The sequence below is a fragment of the Microbacterium wangchenii genome, from assembly GCF_004564355.1.
GTDB classification, from domain to species: domain Bacteria; phylum Actinomycetota; class Actinomycetes; order Actinomycetales; family Microbacteriaceae; genus Microbacterium; species Microbacterium wangchenii.
The window spans coordinates 3,551,983-3,565,892 of the sequence record NZ_CP038266.1; the positions used below are offsets into that span (position 1 = coordinate 3,551,983).

Here is a 13,910-nt window from a genome sequence, read left to right on the forward strand (position 1 = left end):
CATGAGCGACCCGCAGAGCGACCCCCAGAGCGACGAGGACAAGCGCACCGATCAGCTGACGACGGCGCCGAACGCGACCGAGGAGGACGCCGCACCCCGCATCGACGTGACCCACCGCGAGGGTGTGACGCGCGTGGACATCCGCGAGGATGCGGCCGTGCGACCCGGGCCCGGTCAGGGCGACCCCGCCGCCGAAGAGGACTGACCGCGCAGAACTCAGGAGATCCGGGCCCTGCGCGGTCGTTCCAGACCTGCGGGGCGCGATTTCTCCTGAGTTCTGCGCGATCCCACCCGCGGTGCCCGGCTAGGCCCCGACCTCGGCGAACGCCCGCACCGGGAACGTGCCGAATCCCTCCACCGCGGGCGGCGCCGCGGTGAAGCGGGCGCCTCGAGCGGGCACCTCGCCGAGCCGCGTGAGGTGCTCGACGATATGAACCCCGGCCGCCAGGAGCATCGAATGCGCCGGGCGTTCCCCGCCGGATTCGATGTCGTCGATGTTGAGCGAGTCGATGCCGACGAGCGCGGCGCCTTCCTGGACGAGGAACCGGGCGGCCTCGCCGGTGAGGAACGGCGCGCCGTGCCCGTACTCCTCCCGGCCGAACCACCGGTCCCAGCCGGTGTGCAGCAGCACGGCGGCCCCGCGCACGTCGCGATCGGCGAGCGTTTCCGCACGGATGCCGCGAGCCGCAGCATCCCACGCGTCCTCGAGGTGGAACACCTCGGCGCGCAGGCGCACGAGGGTCGCGAGGTCGAGCCCGGCCAGATCCGTCCCGCCCGCATACCGGTGATAGGGCGAGTCGAGATAGGTCCCCGTGTTGCCGACCAAAGTGATGACATCCATCGCGAACTCCGTCCCGGGTGCGTACCGGGCGCGGCAGTCCTCCCGCGTGAGGTGGGGCTCGATCCGCGGGGCCGGCAGCCCCGGGTAGGTGACGAGGCCGGCGCGGATGGGATGGCTCAGGTCGATGACCCGCCGCGACCGTGCGGGCGCCGCATCCACGCCGCGGCTGCCGCGATGCTGCTCTTCGACGAACCGCACATCCCGCAGCGTCACCTCGGCCACCAGCGCGAGCCCGAGATGACGCACGAGGAGCCGGGCCAGGGCGTCGTCGTCGAGATCGGCGGCGGGCACGTCCAGGCGGAACCCGGTGCCGGTCAGCCCTCCGCCGTTGGCGAAACGGATATCGAAGTCCACGTGCGCGCGATACTCGCTCATGGCGTGAGCCTAGGCAGGCCCGGCCGCACCCGGCGATCCGGAAGGCGCCATCGTCCGCACGGTTCCGGACGCGTGCTCAGGATGGGGCGGTGGCGGCGAGGTGGTTCTGGATGACGTAGCGGGCGATCGCGATGGAACTGGTCGCCGCCGGCGACGGGGCGTTGCGCAGCAGCGTGACGGCGCCGACCTGGTCGACCTGGAAGTCGTCCAGCAGCTCTCCTCCGCGCCCCCACGCCTGCGCGCGCACACCCGCGGCGGTCTTGTGCGTCAGGTCGGCCAGGCGCAGTTCGGGGATGAAGCGCCGGGCCTTCCGGTAGTACAGCGGCTTGAGCAGCGATCCGCTGATCTCGTCGACCCCCATGCGCCAGTGCTTCTTGGCCAGCGGCCACGCGCCCGGCCACCGCAGCGACTCCCACGTGTCCCGCGCCGACACGCTCAGCCACGAATAGCCCTCCCGCGCCAGCGCCGGAACCGCGTTGGGCCCGACGTGGACGGTGTCGTACACGCCCCGCGTGAAATGCACGCCGAGGAAGGGGAAGCGCGGGTCGGGGACGGGATAGATCATCCCCGCCACGAGATCGGTGCGGTCGGGCGCGAGCTCCCAGTACTCGCCGCGGAAGGGAAGGATCTTCGGCGCCGGGTCTGCGCCGACGTACCGCGCGACGACGTCGGAGTGCAGTCCCGCGCACACCACGACGCGGTCGAACACGTCGTCCGACGCCGCCGTGATCAGGCGGACAGCCCCCGCCTCCGAGCGGATCGCGGTCACCTCCTGGCCCAGGCGGATGCTGCCGCCGGCGGTGCGCACATCCTCCGCCATCGCCTCGGTGATCGCGGCGTAGTCCACGATCGCGGTGTGCGGTGAGTGCACCGCTGCGACGCCGGCGACGTGGGGCTCGATCTCCCGCATCCGAGCCGGGTCGTCGATGCGTGCGAGGCCCGGAACGCCGTTGGCGATCGAGCGACGCTCGATCTCGGCCAGGGCTTCCCGCTCGCTGTCGTCCACGGCGACCACGAGCTTGCCCACCTCACGGTAGGGCAGCGCCTTCTCCTCGCAGAACTCCCGGATGAAGACCCGTCCGGCCGCGCACAGCTGCGCCTTCAGCGACCCGGGCGCGTAATAGAGGCCAGCATGCACGACGCCGGAGTTCCGCCCCGTCTGATGCCGCGCGAGCCGGGTCTCCTTCTCGAAGACGGTGACCTGGTCGCCGCGCGCGCTCAGTTCGCGCGCGAGCGCCACGCCCACGATCCCTCCACCGACGATGCCGACGCGGTCAGCCGCATCCGTCATGTGCACTCTCCCCCAGGCGGCGAGGCTCGTGCCGCGGTCCCACCCGCGGCCCCCGCCGGTCCCAGCATCCCCGGGAACCGCCCGGATGGCAAGCGGCGCGGATGCCGCATGCCCCCGAGCCGCCGACCTCGAGCGCTCGCCGGGCGTCAGTCCTCGACGCCCGGCGTCAGTCGGCGTCGACGAGGAGGTAGCCGCGTTCGTCGTCGAAGCCGCCGATGCGGAGCCCCGCCTCGAGGTGCCTCTGCAACCCGCGCCGCACGGAGTTGCGCCACGCCGCGGCCGCCGCGGGCATCTCCCGCCGCATCGCGTCGATGTCGCCGGGGATCCGCACCTCCGCCGCCACGGCGCCGTCGGGGGTGGCCGCGGGCGGCTCGGCCAGCGCCCACGACACCAGCAGCCGATCGGAGGGGACACCGCGGTTGGCCGCATCCGGCATCGCCCCGTACTGATCGACGAGGTAGTCGGTGACGCGGGCGCCGAGCACGCGCAGAGTGAAGTGGGCGTTGCGGGCGATCAGCGGATCGAAGGTCCACGTGATGCGGCCCACCCCGCGCTCGAACGCCCAGTCGCGCTGGTGCTGCTTGAGCACGCGCCCGACTCCGCGTCCCTGGTACTCCGGCAGCACGCCGGTGACGTGGGAGTGCATCGTGCGTTCGGCGGGCGGTCCGAACCATCCGGCGGATGCCCCCACCATGCGCTCGCCGTCGTACACCCCGACGACGTAGTTGCCCGAGTGCTGCAGTGCACGCAGGGCCTGGGCGGGCAGCGCCTGGCGGTCGGACGGCCACACCTCGGCGAGCACGGCGGCGGCGGCGTACACCTGCGCGACGTCGACCAGTTCGCGGATCTCGATGCCGGAGGGCTCGCTCACACGCACAGTCTGGCACCGAGTGCGCTGGACCGCCCGTATGCGACCTTCTCGCCCGTCGCGCCCCGATAGCCTGGATCGGTGACGGGCGACGGGGACAGACGCAGACTGACCCGGCTCCCCCCTCAGGCCCTCATCGTCGCGGTGCTCGCCGTGGCCGGTCTGTGCTCGTCGTTCATGTTCACGCTCGTCGTGCCCATCCAGACGAGGCTCCCCGATCTCCTCGACGCCCCGCGGGAAGACACCGCGTGGGTGGTGACGGCGACGCTGCTGTCCGCCGCCGTGATCACCCCGATCGCCGGCCGGCTGGGCGACATGTACGGCAAGCGCCGCATCGTGCTGGTGCTGCTGGCGGCGATGGTGATCGGCTCGGTGATCGCGGCGCTGTCCACCGACATCGTCGGGGTGATCGTGGGACGGGCGTTCCAGGGTGCGGTGACCGGAGTGGTTCCGCTGGGAATCTCGATCCTGCGCGACGTGCTCCATGAAGACCGGATCGACTCCGCCATCGCCCTCATCAGCGCGACCCTGGGCGTCGGCGGATCGCTGGGGCTGCCGATCAGCGCCGTGATCGCCGACGAAGCCGACTGGCATTTCCTGTTCTGGATCTCCGCGGCCCTCGGGGTTCTCGTGCTCGTGCTCGTGGTGTGGATCGTCCCGGAGAGCGTCTTGCGCACCGCCGGCCGGTTCGACTTCGTCGGCGCGGCGGGCCTGGCCGTCGGGCTGCTGTGCGTGCTGCTCGCGGTCTCGCGGGGCAATGAGTGGGGCTGGACCTCACCGCTCACGCTGGGCCTGGCGGCCGGAGGGGTCGTCGTGCTCCTGGCGTGGGGATGGTTCGAGCTCCGCGTGCCCGAACCGCTGCTCGACCTCCGCGTCGCCGCCCGCCGGCCGGTGCTGCTGACCAACCTCGCGTCGGTGGCGATGGGATTCGCGCTCTTCAGCTCGCAGGTCTCCTACCCCCAGATGCTCGAGCTCCCCGCCGCCACCGGCGTCGGGTTCGGGTTGTCGCTGCTCGCGGCGAGCCTGGTGATCATGCCGTCCGGGCTCATCATGATGGCCCTCTCCCCGCTCTCCGGCCGGCTCGCCCGCCTGGTGGGCCCGCGCGTCCTGCTGATCGCCGGGGCCGCCTCGCTCGTGCTCGCCTACGGGTTCTCTCTCGCGTGGGCGACCGAGGTGTGGCACCTGCTGGTGGCGAACATCCTCATCGGCTTCGGGATCGGCTTCGGCTACGCCAGCATGCCGATGCTCATCATGCGCTCGGTGCCGCCGAGTGAGACCGGAGCATCCAATGGCCTGAACGCCCTGTCGCGCTCACTGGGGACGAGCACGGCCGCCGCGGTGGTCGGGGTGGTTCTGGCCAGCATGTCGACGACGCACGAGGGGATGCAGGTGCCCAGTGCCGACGCCTTCCAGACGGCGTTCGTCCTCGGCATCGGCGCCGCCGTGGTGGCTCTCGTGCTGGCCTTGCTCATCCCGGCGCGGCCGAGCTCGATCGAGCGGCACCCCTCGCTGCCCGAGCCGCCCCGCCGCTGACCCCGCCCTCCGCCATCCGCCGTGCCCGCGCCCCTCGTCACGCGCCGAGATCAGGCGAATCGCCCGGATCAGGACGCCTGAGGCACAATCCCTCCTGATTCCGGCATTTCTCCTGATTTCGGGCACGACCGGACCCCGGGTCAGGAGCGGTCGCGCACGGGTGCCGGGCGGCCGGCGAGGAGCACCCCGGCCCCTCCGGCGACGGCTGCTGCGGCCAGGACTGCGGCGGAGAGGGCGGTCGTGACCTGGGGGGCGGATGCTCCGCCCACCGCACCGCCGAGCCACGGTCCGATGGCGATCCCCACGTTGAACAGCACCACGATTCCGGCGCTGGCCAGCGTGCGGGTGCGGTCGGTGGCCGCGCGCATGAGCGTGGCCTGCAGCAGCGGGAAGATCGCACCGATCGCCGAGCCCCACAGGACGAGCGCCACGACCACCGCCGCCGGCGTGGACATCGCCGCGGCCAGCGTCGCCAGGGCGACGGCGAAGACCACGAGCGTCGCCGCCAACGCGCCCCGCGGGAAGCGATCCGCCAGCCACCCGGCCACCACGACGCCGATCAGTCCCGCCGTGCCGTAGACGAACAGCAGCGCCGCGGCCCACCCCTCGTCGAAGCCGGCGAACGACAGCAGCGGACGCACGTACGTGAACGTCGCGAACTGCCCGAGCGCGATGAGCACGGCGGCGATCCCGAAGGCGGCGATCGCCGGCAGCGACGGGTCGCGCCAGAACCCGCCCGCACTCCCCTCTTTGTCGGGGCGTGGCGGGCGCAGCCGCGGCATCCGCGTCACCACGAGCACCGCCATCACGAGCGCGGCGATGCCCAGGGCCGCGAAGGCGATCCGCCACCCGACCAGCTGAGCCAGCACGGTCCCGGCGGGAAGCCCCGCGACGGTGGCGGCCGTGCCCCCGGCCGTCACGATCGCCAGCCCGCGCCCCAGGTGCGAGGGCGAGAGCAGCGCCGTGGCGTAGACCATGACCACGGCCCAGAACACGCCGTGCGCGACGGCGGCGGCCACGCGCGTGGCCAGGGCGATGCCGTAATCGGGTGCCCACGCCGTGGCCACGTTCGCCAGGGCGAACACCGCCAGCGACCCGCCGACGACCAGGCGCCGGTCGACGAAGGCCATCACGCGCGCGAGCGGGATGCTGGTGACGATGACCGTCACGGCCCACACCGAGATGAGCAGGCCGACCTGCTCCGGCGAGACGCGCAGGTCGGCGGCCATTTCCGGGAGCATTCCGGCCGGCAGAGCCTCGGCCGTGACGGTCAGGAAGACACCCAGGGACAGCAGCAGGAGCGCGGCGGCAGGAAAGGATCGCACGGCGACCGGAACGGGTCGGGATTCAGCCATGCTCCGACGCTAAAGTGTGACATCAGTGTCAAGGTCAAGGGGGCCGCACATGAGGATCGGCGAACTCTCGCGTCGCACCGGGATCCCTCCGCGGATGCTGCGCTACTACGAGGAGCAGGGTCTGCTCACCTCTCACCGCACCGCGAACGGATACCGCGCCTACGCCGAGACCGCCGTCGCCGAGGCCGAACGGGTCCGCGGGCTCATCGCGGCCGGGCTGACCACGCGCATGACGCGACTGGTCCTCGACATCGAGCGCTGGGACGACACCCCCGCGCCCGCGGAGTGCACCCGCGGCCTCGCGGAGGAGCTGGCCGGCGAGCTCGCCGCCATCGAGGGACGCATCTCGTGCCTCACGCGCAGCCGAGACGCCCTCACGCGATACCTGCAGCGCACGCGGCACGGCGACCTCGTCGGGCATCCCGCCTCCGCGGGCGACACCCCCGCAGGGTGATCCGCGCCGCCCCGCGCGCCCAGATCAGGAGAATCGCCCAGATCAGGACGCCGGGGCAGGAATACGTCCTGATTCCGGCGATTCTCCTGATTCCGGGGGGCCGGGCGACGCGCGTCAGCGTCGCGGGCGGCGCGGCGCACCCAGCCCGAGGTGGACGCGCGTGCGCCGGCGCTCGAACACGATCATGCCCGCACCCAGGAGCCACAGCGGCACCTGCGTGAGGAACGCGATCCGGAACGCGTCGAGGGTGTAGGTCTCGGGCGTGCCGGCGCCCTGCGCATCCATCGCGATGCCGATGAACAGGATCGCCAGGAGGCCCGCGAGGAACCCTCCGCCGTTGACGATGCCGGTGGCGGTGCTGAGCCGATGGCTGGGGTTGTAGGTGCGGGCATGGTCGAACGCGATCATCGAGGTCGGTCCGCCGGTGCCCAGCGCGAAGGCGAGGACGAACAGCAGCCACAGCGGCGCGGGGCCCGGCCACGCGATCACCGCGAGCCACGCGGCGGCCTGGAAGGCGACCGCCGGCAGCACCAGCAGACGGGATCGCCGCATCGGATGCCGCATCGACAGCGCCCCGATGACCGGTCCGAGCGCGATCAGGAACACGATGAACGAGGTCACCACCAGGGACGCGGCGGCGGGTGAGAGCCCCTCGCCGGCGGTGAGGAACGGAAACCCCCACAGCAGGCCGAACGTGGTCCCCGCGAACGGCGTGGCGAAGTGCGACCAGAACGCCAGGCGGGTGGCCGGATGCGCCCACGACTCCCGGAACCCCTCCCGCAGGTCGGCGGCGGAGCGGACCACCTGGATGGCGCCGGTGTCGGTGTCGACGGCGACGTCCGACGTGCGTCCGGGCGGGCGGCTGCGGATGACGGCGAAGGCGAGCACCGCGAACAGCACGCCCATGCCCGCCAGCGCGCCGAACGCGATCGACCAGGAGGTCGCGTGGAGCAGCAGCGCCAGCGGGATCACCGACAGGATCTGCCCGAACTGACCGATGGTGGAGGTCAGCTGCACGAGCACGGGCGCCCGCTGGGCGGGGAACCACAGGGCGATCACGCGCAGGACGCTCGGGAAGATCGCCGCATCCCCCGCCCCGATGAGCACGCGTGCGAGCAGGCCGATGCCGACGTCGGAGGCGAGCGCCATGACGGCCTGCCCCACCGCCATGAGCACCATCCCCACTGTCACGATCGGGCGGGCGCCGAAGCGGTCCAGCAGCAGTCCGACGGGGATCTGCAGGCCGCCGTACACGGCCAGCTGCACGACGGCGAACATCGACAGGGCGGATGCGTCGGCGTCGAAGCGCACCGCCGCGTCCACGCCGACCGCCGAGAGCGAGCTGCGGTTGGTCACCGACAGCATGTACGCGCCCACGCCCACCGCCCACACGAGCCACACGCGCCATCCCGGGGCCAGAGCGGGCGCAGCGGAGGTCACGGCATTCCGGGGTGGTAGGAGACGGCGCGGATCGGCCGCGTCCAGCGTATCCCGCCCGGGGGTCCCCCTCGGGTCGCAGGACCCGTGTGCATCCGGCGACCCGGGATTAGCCTGACGCCATGTCGGATTCATCCCACAGAGGTGACGACACCGGCGCCACCGCCACGAGAGGCGACACCGGCGACGCCGACACGCGGTTCTTCGGCCAGCCGTGGGCCCTCGCCCATGTGTTCGGCGTGGAGATGTGGGAGCGATTCAGCTTCTACGGCATGCAGGGCATCCTGCTCATCTACATGTACTTCACCGTCGCCGAGGGCGGGTTAGGGATCGACCGATCGATCGCGGCGGGGATCGTCGGCGCCTACGGCGGGACGGTGTACCTCTCCACGATCCTGGGCGCATGGGTGGCCGACCGCCTGCTCGGCTCGGAGCGCGTGCTGTTCTACAGCGCGATCGTGATCATGGCCGGCCACATCTCCCTCGCTCTGCTGCCTGGGCTGTGGGGGCTGGGCGTCGGCCTCATCCTCGTCGCGGTCGGATCCGGCGGCCTGAAGGCCAACGCCACTTCGGTGGTCGGTTCCCTGTACCGGGCCGAGGACACCCGCCGAGACGCCGGGTTCTCGCTGTTCTACCTCGGCATCAACCTGGGCGCGTTCTTCGGCCCGATCATCACCGGAGCACTGCAGTCCACCGTCGGATTCCACTGGGGCTTCGGCGCCGCCGCCGTCGGCATGGGCCTGGGCCTGCTGCAGTACTCCTTCGGGCGCACGCAGCTGCCCGCCTCCTCGCGCACGGTGCCGAATCCACTGCCGGCCGACCGCCGGCTGCTGGTCGTGGGAATCGCCGCGGCCGGCATCCTCGCGCTCGTGGTGCTCGTGCTGCTCGGGGTGATCCGCGCCGAGAACCTCGCCGTCATCGTGATCCTCGTCACGGTCGCGGCCGCGGTGGCGTACTTCGCGGTCATCCTGACCTCCTCTGCCATCAGCGCGACCGAGCGCTCCCGCGTGTTCGCGTTCATCCCGCTGTTCGTCGTGAACGTCGGGTTCTGGTCGCTGTATCAGCAGCAGTTCACCGTCGTCACGATCTACTCCGACGAGCGGCTGAACCGCGACATCCTGGGGTGGGTGATGCCGGTGTCGTGGGTGAACTCCATCAACCCGATCTTCGTCATCATCCTCTCCGGCGTCTTCGCCGCCGTGTGGACCAAGCTCGGCCCGAAGCAGCCGTCGACGCCGACGAAGTTCGCGCTCGGCTCGATGATCATGGGGGCGGCGTTCCTGCTGTTCCTGCCGTGGGCCAACGGCGCCCCCAACTCCACGCCACTGCTGGCGATCGTCGCCATCCTCCTGGTGTTCACGCTCGCGGAGCTGTTCATCTCCCCCGTCGGCCTGTCGGCGTCGACGAAACTCGGCCCGCAGCGCTTCCACACGCAGATGGTGGCGCTGTACTTCCTCTCCGTCGCCCTGGGGACCTCGATCGCCGGATGGCTCGCCCAGTTCTACGACCCGAGCAATGAGGTGCCGTACTTCACCGTGCTGGGTGCCATCGCGATCGTGCTCGGCATCGCGCTGCTCCTGGCCGCGCGGCCCGTGCTGCGCCTCATGAAGGGCGTGCGCTGACGCGCTCCCGACGTGTGTCAGTCCTGCGCGAAGACCTCGGCGGCGATGCGGAAGGCGGTGTTGGCCGCCGGCACGCCGCAGTACAGGCCGGCCTGCAGGATGACCTCTCGGATCTCCGCCACCGTCAGGCCGTTGCGCAGGGCCGCACGCAGGTGCATCGCGAGCTCCTCGTGGTGCCCGAGGGCGATCAGGGCCGTCAGCACGGCGACCGAGCGCGAGCGGCGGTCCAGGCCAGGGCGTGACCAGATGTCGCCCCACGCGACCCGGGTGATGAAGTCCTGGAAGTCGGCGGTGAGCTCGGTGGTGCCCGCGACGGCGCGATCCACGTGCGCGTCGGAGAGCACCTCGCGCCGCACGACCATGCCCTGGTCGTAGCGCTCCTGGTCGCTCAGCCCCTCGCCGGCCGGGCGCGTCATGCGCGGGCCCCCGAGACGTCGTCGAAGAAGTCGCGCAGGAGGGATGCGGTGGCCGCCGCGTCGTCCGCCGGCGCGAGGTGCGCCGCATCCGCGATGCCGGCGGCGCGCCCGTTGCGGACGCCCTCGGCGATCTCGCGCGCGGATTCCTCCGGCGTCACGCCGTCATGGGCGCCCCACACCGCCAGCACGGGGGCGGTGATCCGGCCGAGCCGGTCGCGCACGTCGAATCCGGCGAGCGCCTCGCAGCACAGCGCGTAGCTCTCGTCGTCGGTCTCCTGCAGCACCCGCAGCAGGCGCCCGGTGATGTCGGGGTTCTTCTCGATCGACCCGGGCGCGAACCACCGCTGGGCCGAGCCGATGATGAGCGTCGACGTGCTCTGCGCACGGACCTGCGCGGCCCGCTCCTGCCACCCGTCGTTCGTGCCGATCGCCGCGCCGGTGCACAGGAGTGCGGCGGCGCGCACGCGGTCGGGGTGCCGCAGGAGCAGCTCGAGTCCGACGCATCCGCCGAGGGACACGCCGGCGTACAGGAAGGGCCCGGGGACGGCGTCGGCCACCGCATCGGCGAGGTCGGCGACGGTGAAGGGCTCCGTCGCCGGCGGCGCCTCTCCGTGCCCGGGGAGGTCCCACGTGAGCAGCCGGTACCGTTGGGCGAGGGCGGGCGCCGTGGTCTCCCACAGGACGGTGGATGTCCCCAGTGACGGACCGAGCACCAGCAGCGGGGCGTCAGCGGGCCCGATGGGTGCGCTCAGCGAGATCGGCGGGGTGCTCATGCGTTCTCCTGTCCTGCGGCGGGGTGCTTCGGGGCGACGACGTCGTCGACGAACTTCTCGGCGAGACCGGTGTAGCCGGCCGGATCGAGCAGCGCGGTCACGAACGCGCCGGAAGAGGATGCGCCACGCTCCTCCGCGAGAGTGCGGACGGCGGGTTCTGCCGACAGCAGCGCGGCGAGGTCGTCCCCCTGTGCGGCGGCGCGCACGAGCTCCGACACGCGGGCGGCGCCCAGAACGGGTCCCAGGACGAGGGAGAGCCGCTCTGCGACGAGGAGCCCGCCGGTCGCGGCGACGTTGCAGGCAAGGGCCTCGGCGTCCACGCGCAGTCCTGCGGCCAGGGCCGCCGCCGTCGCCGTGGCGCCCAGTGCGAGGCGGAGCAGCTCGCGCAGCGTCGGCCACTCGGCGTGCCACGCGCCGTCGGGGCGCTCGTCGACGGCGAACGCTGCGGCCAGGTGCAGCGTCGCACCCAGCTGCGGGGCGCGCAGGGCGGCCGAGCGCACCAGCACGGATGCGGCGGGGTTCTGCTTCTGCGGCATCGCGGAGGATCCGCCGCCGGTGCCCTCGGCCAGTTCGCCGATCTCGGTCCGGCTGGCGGTGGCGACGTCGGCGGCGAGGACGCCGACGGCGTCGATCGCCTGGACGAGGGCGTCGCCGAGCTCGGTGACGGGCCAGCGGACGGTGTGCCAGGGCGCGTCGGGGGCGGCGAGCCCGAGTTCGTCGGCGAATGCTGCGGGCAGCGCGGTGGCGTCGCCTGCTCCGGCGATCTCCACGAAGGAGGCCAGGGTGCCGGCGGCGCCCCCGAGCTGCGCGGGCAGGCGGTCGCCCGCCTCGGCGAGCCGGTCGGCGGCCCGGCGCACACCGCGCAGCCACATGCCGGCGCGGTGCCCGAGGGTCGTGGGCACGGCATGCTGCGTGAGCGTCCGGGCCGCAGCCACGTCGCCGCGGTGGGCGGCGGCGAACGCCGCCAGCGCCGCATCCACCGCGCGCAGCGACACCTGGATGTCGCCGACCGCACGGCGCGCGACGAGCATGAGGGCCGAGTCGAGGATGTCCTGGCTGGTGGCACCGCGGTGCACCCACACCCGCAGCTCGCCGGGCACGTGCTCCCGCAGCATCCCCACCAGCGGGATGACGGGGTTCCCGCCCGCGACGGATGCGGCGGCCAGCCGCGGCACGTCGGAGCCGACGCGCTCCCCCGCCGACGCCACGGCCTCCGCCGCTTCCGCCGGGGCGATGCCCAGCCGGACGTAGGCCCGCGTCAGCGCCGCCTCGACCTCGACGAGCGCGCCGAGGACCGCCGCATCCGTCACCGCCTCGTCGTGACCGACGGTCACCGGAGACAGCAGTCCGGCGTCCACAGCGCGTGCGGGGCCGGCGGATGCATCAGAAGGCAAGGAAGACGGTCTCCTTCTCGCCCTGCAGCCAGATGTCGTGGTGCAGATGGCCGTCGGACGTGCGTGTTGCGATGAGCGTAGCGCGCTCCTCGGGCTCGAGAGAGGACAGCAGGGCATCCTTCTCGCGCAGTTCCTCGTACTCGGGCAGGTAGATGCGCGTCACGAGCTTGTCGGGGAGACCCCGCGCGAACACGACGACCGAGAAGAACGGCGCCCCGCCGTCGACCGGTCCGGGGTTGCACGTCCAGAACTCGTAATGCCCGACATCCGTGGTCGCCGAACGTCCGAAGCCGGTGAAGGTGTGGTCGTCACGGCGGAGAGCGCCCTGATTGCGCGGGACCTGACCGTTCGCGTCGGCGCTCCAGATCTCCACGACCGCGTCGGGGATCGGCGCACCGGCGCCGTCGTACACGGTGCCGCCGAGCACGATCGCGCCGGGGCTGTGCGGGAAGACGACTTCGTGCTTCTTGGCGTAGTCGAGCCCGAACGCGAAGAACGGGCCGACGGTCTGGCCGCCGGTGGCTTCGTGCGTCTTGGGCTCCTGGGGGCGGCGGATGGCCATCAGTGCTCTCCCTCGGGCTCGAACCAGGTCGCGTCGGGGCCGTCCACGACGATGTCGAAGCGGTACCCCATCGAGAACTCGGGCACCGACAGGTCGTGATCGTAGATCCCGATCAGGCGGTCGCGGTCCTCCTGACGCCAGATCGTGTTGTAGATCGGGTCGAGGGGGAACAGCGGGTCGCCCGGGAAGTACATCTGGGTGACGAGGCGCTGAGTGAAGCCCGAGCCGAAGATGGAGAAGTGGATGTGCGCGGGGCGCCACGCGTTGACGTGGTTCTTCCAGGGGTACGGCCCCGGCTTGATCGTCGTGAAGAGGTACTCGCCGTTGTCGTCGGTGATCGTGCGACCGGCGCCGGTGAAGTTGGGGTCCAGGGGCGCGGGATGCTGGTCGCGCTGGTGGATGTAGCGGCCTGCCGCATTGGCCTGCCAGATCTCGATGAGCTGGTTGCGCACGGGGCGGCCCCACGAGTCCAGCAGGCGCCCGCGCACCGTGATGCGCTCGCCCTGCGGCTCGCCGGTGTGCTGCAGGGTCAGGTCGGCCTCGATCGCGGCGACATCGCGCTGGCCGTAGGCGGGCGACCACAGCTCGATCGTCTCCGGGTCGACGAGCTTGAGGTTCTTCGTCGGGTGGCGCAGAAGGCTGGAGCGGTACGGCGGGAAGTCGTGCAGGCTGATCGGGAGCTTCTCGCCGGCGTCGACACGGCGCTGCGCGGCGGCGTGGTAATCGACGATTTCCTGCGTGATCTGGTTCTGCGACGGCATATCGGGCGAGGCCAGCAGCGATTCGGGTGCTGCGGCGGTCGGCTCCGCGGGCGACGAGAACGCTCCCCGCTCCGGCGCGTCGGGCTGCGCTGAGGTCATGTGGACTCCTTTGACTCACCTGTCGTGTCCAGGGTCGCATCCGTCGCCGCGCGCTCCGGCCTTCATTCTCACCGAGTGGGAATCAAGCAGGGACGGGGGACTCCCGGCACTGGACTAGAGTCCCTGAGG

14 protein-coding genes are annotated in these 13,910 nt (G+C 72.0%); 4 read left to right on the top strand and 10 right to left on the bottom strand.

What is annotated here, in order from left to right; genetic code table 11:
- Window position 1 precedes the first annotated feature (1 nt).
- Window positions 2–205: a multidrug transporter gene (locus tag E4K62_RS17235; RefSeq protein ID WP_135069910.1), complete on the top strand. Its 204-nt coding sequence runs from the start codon at window positions 2–4 to the stop codon at window positions 203–205.
- A gap of 99 nt (window positions 206–304) precedes the next feature.
- On the opposite strand, the gene E4K62_RS17240 is transcribed toward E4K62_RS17235, so the two are convergent.
- From E4K62_RS17240 to E4K62_RS17250, 3 genes are all read right to left on the bottom strand, one after another.
- Window positions 305–1,216, bottom strand: a complete 912-nt coding sequence (locus tag E4K62_RS17240) for a cyclase family protein (protein WP_135069913.1) — start codon at window positions 1,214–1,216, stop codon at window positions 305–307.
- A gap of 76 nt (window positions 1,217–1,292) precedes the next feature.
- Window positions 1,293–2,507, bottom strand: coding sequence for an L-2-hydroxyglutarate oxidase (gene lhgO / locus E4K62_RS17245; protein ID WP_135069916.1), 1,215 nt, complete (start codon window positions 2,505–2,507; stop codon window positions 1,293–1,295).
- A gap of 166 nt (window positions 2,508–2,673) precedes the next feature.
- Entirely contained in the window at window positions 2,674–3,378 is a 705-nt protein-coding gene (locus E4K62_RS17250; protein WP_135069918.1) for a GNAT family N-acetyltransferase, read from the bottom strand.
- Between the two features lie 78 nt (window positions 3,379–3,456).
- Here E4K62_RS17250 and E4K62_RS17255 point away from each other — a divergent pair, with 78 nt between their 5' ends.
- Window positions 3,457–4,908: an MFS transporter gene (locus E4K62_RS17255; protein ID WP_261799205.1), complete on the top strand. Its 1,452-nt coding sequence runs from the start codon at window positions 3,457–3,459 to the stop codon at window positions 4,906–4,908.
- A gap of 140 nt (window positions 4,909–5,048) precedes the next feature.
- Here the strand turns inward: E4K62_RS17255 and E4K62_RS17260 are convergent, their stop codons facing one another.
- The gene (locus tag E4K62_RS17260) at window positions 5,049–6,263 is read right to left on the bottom strand and encodes an MFS transporter (protein WP_135069921.1); all 1,215 of its coding nucleotides are present in this window, start codon (window positions 6,261–6,263) and stop codon (window positions 5,049–5,051) included.
- A gap of 49 nt (window positions 6,264–6,312) precedes the next feature.
- Between E4K62_RS17260 and E4K62_RS17265 the strand changes: the two genes are divergently transcribed.
- A complete protein-coding gene (locus E4K62_RS17265) occupies window positions 6,313–6,717 on the top strand; it encodes a MerR family DNA-binding transcriptional regulator (protein WP_135069925.1) in 405 nt (134 codons plus the stop codon).
- A 114-nt stretch (window positions 6,718–6,831) separates the two neighbouring features.
- Here E4K62_RS17265 and E4K62_RS17270 read toward each other — a convergent pair whose 3' ends face one another.
- On the bottom strand, window positions 6,832–8,157 hold the full coding sequence (locus tag E4K62_RS17270) for an MFS transporter (protein ID WP_374108122.1): 1,326 nt from the start codon (window positions 8,155–8,157) through the stop codon (window positions 6,832–6,834).
- A 119-nt stretch (window positions 8,158–8,276) separates the two neighbouring features.
- On the opposite strand from E4K62_RS17270, the gene E4K62_RS17275 reads away from it, so the two are divergent.
- Window positions 8,277–9,776: a peptide MFS transporter gene (locus E4K62_RS17275; RefSeq protein ID WP_135069931.1), complete on the top strand. Its 1,500-nt coding sequence runs from the start codon at window positions 8,277–8,279 to the stop codon at window positions 9,774–9,776.
- Window positions 9,777–9,793: 17 nt separating this feature from the next.
- Here the strand turns inward: E4K62_RS17275 and pcaC are convergent, their stop codons facing one another.
- The 5 genes from pcaC to pcaH are packed head-to-tail and all read right to left on the bottom strand — an operon-like array spanning window position 9,794 to window position 13,781.
- Window positions 9,794–10,192: a 4-carboxymuconolactone decarboxylase gene (gene pcaC, locus E4K62_RS17280; protein ID WP_135069933.1), complete on the bottom strand. Its 399-nt coding sequence runs from the start codon at window positions 10,190–10,192 to the stop codon at window positions 9,794–9,796.
- Entirely contained in the window at window positions 10,189–10,965 is a 777-nt protein-coding gene (locus E4K62_RS17285; protein WP_135069936.1) for an alpha/beta fold hydrolase, read from the bottom strand. The genes pcaC and E4K62_RS17285 overlap by 4 nt, the downstream gene beginning before the upstream one ends.
- On the bottom strand, window positions 10,962–12,359 hold the full coding sequence (locus tag E4K62_RS17290) for a lyase family protein (protein ID WP_240742746.1): 1,398 nt from the start codon (window positions 12,357–12,359) through the stop codon (window positions 10,962–10,964). The genes E4K62_RS17285 and E4K62_RS17290 overlap by 4 nt, the downstream gene beginning before the upstream one ends.
- Window positions 12,349–12,921: a protocatechuate 3,4-dioxygenase subunit alpha gene (gene pcaG, locus E4K62_RS17295; RefSeq protein WP_135069939.1), complete on the bottom strand. Its 573-nt coding sequence runs from the start codon at window positions 12,919–12,921 to the stop codon at window positions 12,349–12,351. The genes E4K62_RS17290 and pcaG overlap by 11 nt, the downstream gene beginning before the upstream one ends.
- Window positions 12,921–13,781: a protocatechuate 3,4-dioxygenase subunit beta gene (gene pcaH, locus E4K62_RS17300; protein ID WP_135069942.1), complete on the bottom strand. Its 861-nt coding sequence runs from the start codon at window positions 13,779–13,781 to the stop codon at window positions 12,921–12,923. Before pcaH ends, pcaG begins: the two co-directional genes overlap by 1 nt.
- Between the last annotated feature and the right edge of the window lie 129 nt (window positions 13,782–13,910).

Bases quoted from the DNA above. Each gene is read 5' to 3' on its own strand.
- E4K62_RS17235 (WP_135069910.1), top strand. From the start codon at position 2: ATGAGCGACCCGCAGAGCGACCCCCAGAGCGACGAGGACAAGCGCACC.
- E4K62_RS17260 (WP_135069921.1), bottom strand. From the start codon at position 6,263: ATGGCTGAATCCCGACCCGTTCCGGTCGCCGTGCGATCCTTTCCTGCC.
- pcaG (WP_135069939.1), bottom strand. From the start codon at position 12,921: ATGGCCATCCGCCGCCCCCAGGAGCCCAAGACGCACGAAGCCACCGGC.
- E4K62_RS17265 (WP_135069925.1), top strand. From the start codon at position 6,313: ATGAGGATCGGCGAACTCTCGCGTCGCACCGGGATCCCTCCGCGGATG.
- pcaH (WP_135069942.1), bottom strand. From the start codon at position 13,781: ATGACCTCAGCGCAGCCCGACGCGCCGGAGCGGGGAGCGTTCTCGTCG.
- lhgO (WP_135069916.1), bottom strand. From the start codon at position 2,507: ATGACGGATGCGGCTGACCGCGTCGGCATCGTCGGTGGAGGGATCGTG.
- E4K62_RS17285 (WP_135069936.1), bottom strand. From the start codon at position 10,965: ATGAGCACCCCGCCGATCTCGCTGAGCGCACCCATCGGGCCCGCTGAC.
- E4K62_RS17275 (WP_135069931.1), top strand. From the start codon at position 8,277: ATGTCGGATTCATCCCACAGAGGTGACGACACCGGCGCCACCGCCACG.
- pcaC (WP_135069933.1), bottom strand. From the start codon at position 10,192: ATGACGCGCCCGGCCGGCGAGGGGCTGAGCGACCAGGAGCGCTACGAC.
- E4K62_RS17240 (WP_135069913.1), bottom strand. From the start codon at position 1,216: ATGAGCGAGTATCGCGCGCACGTGGACTTCGATATCCGTTTCGCCAAC.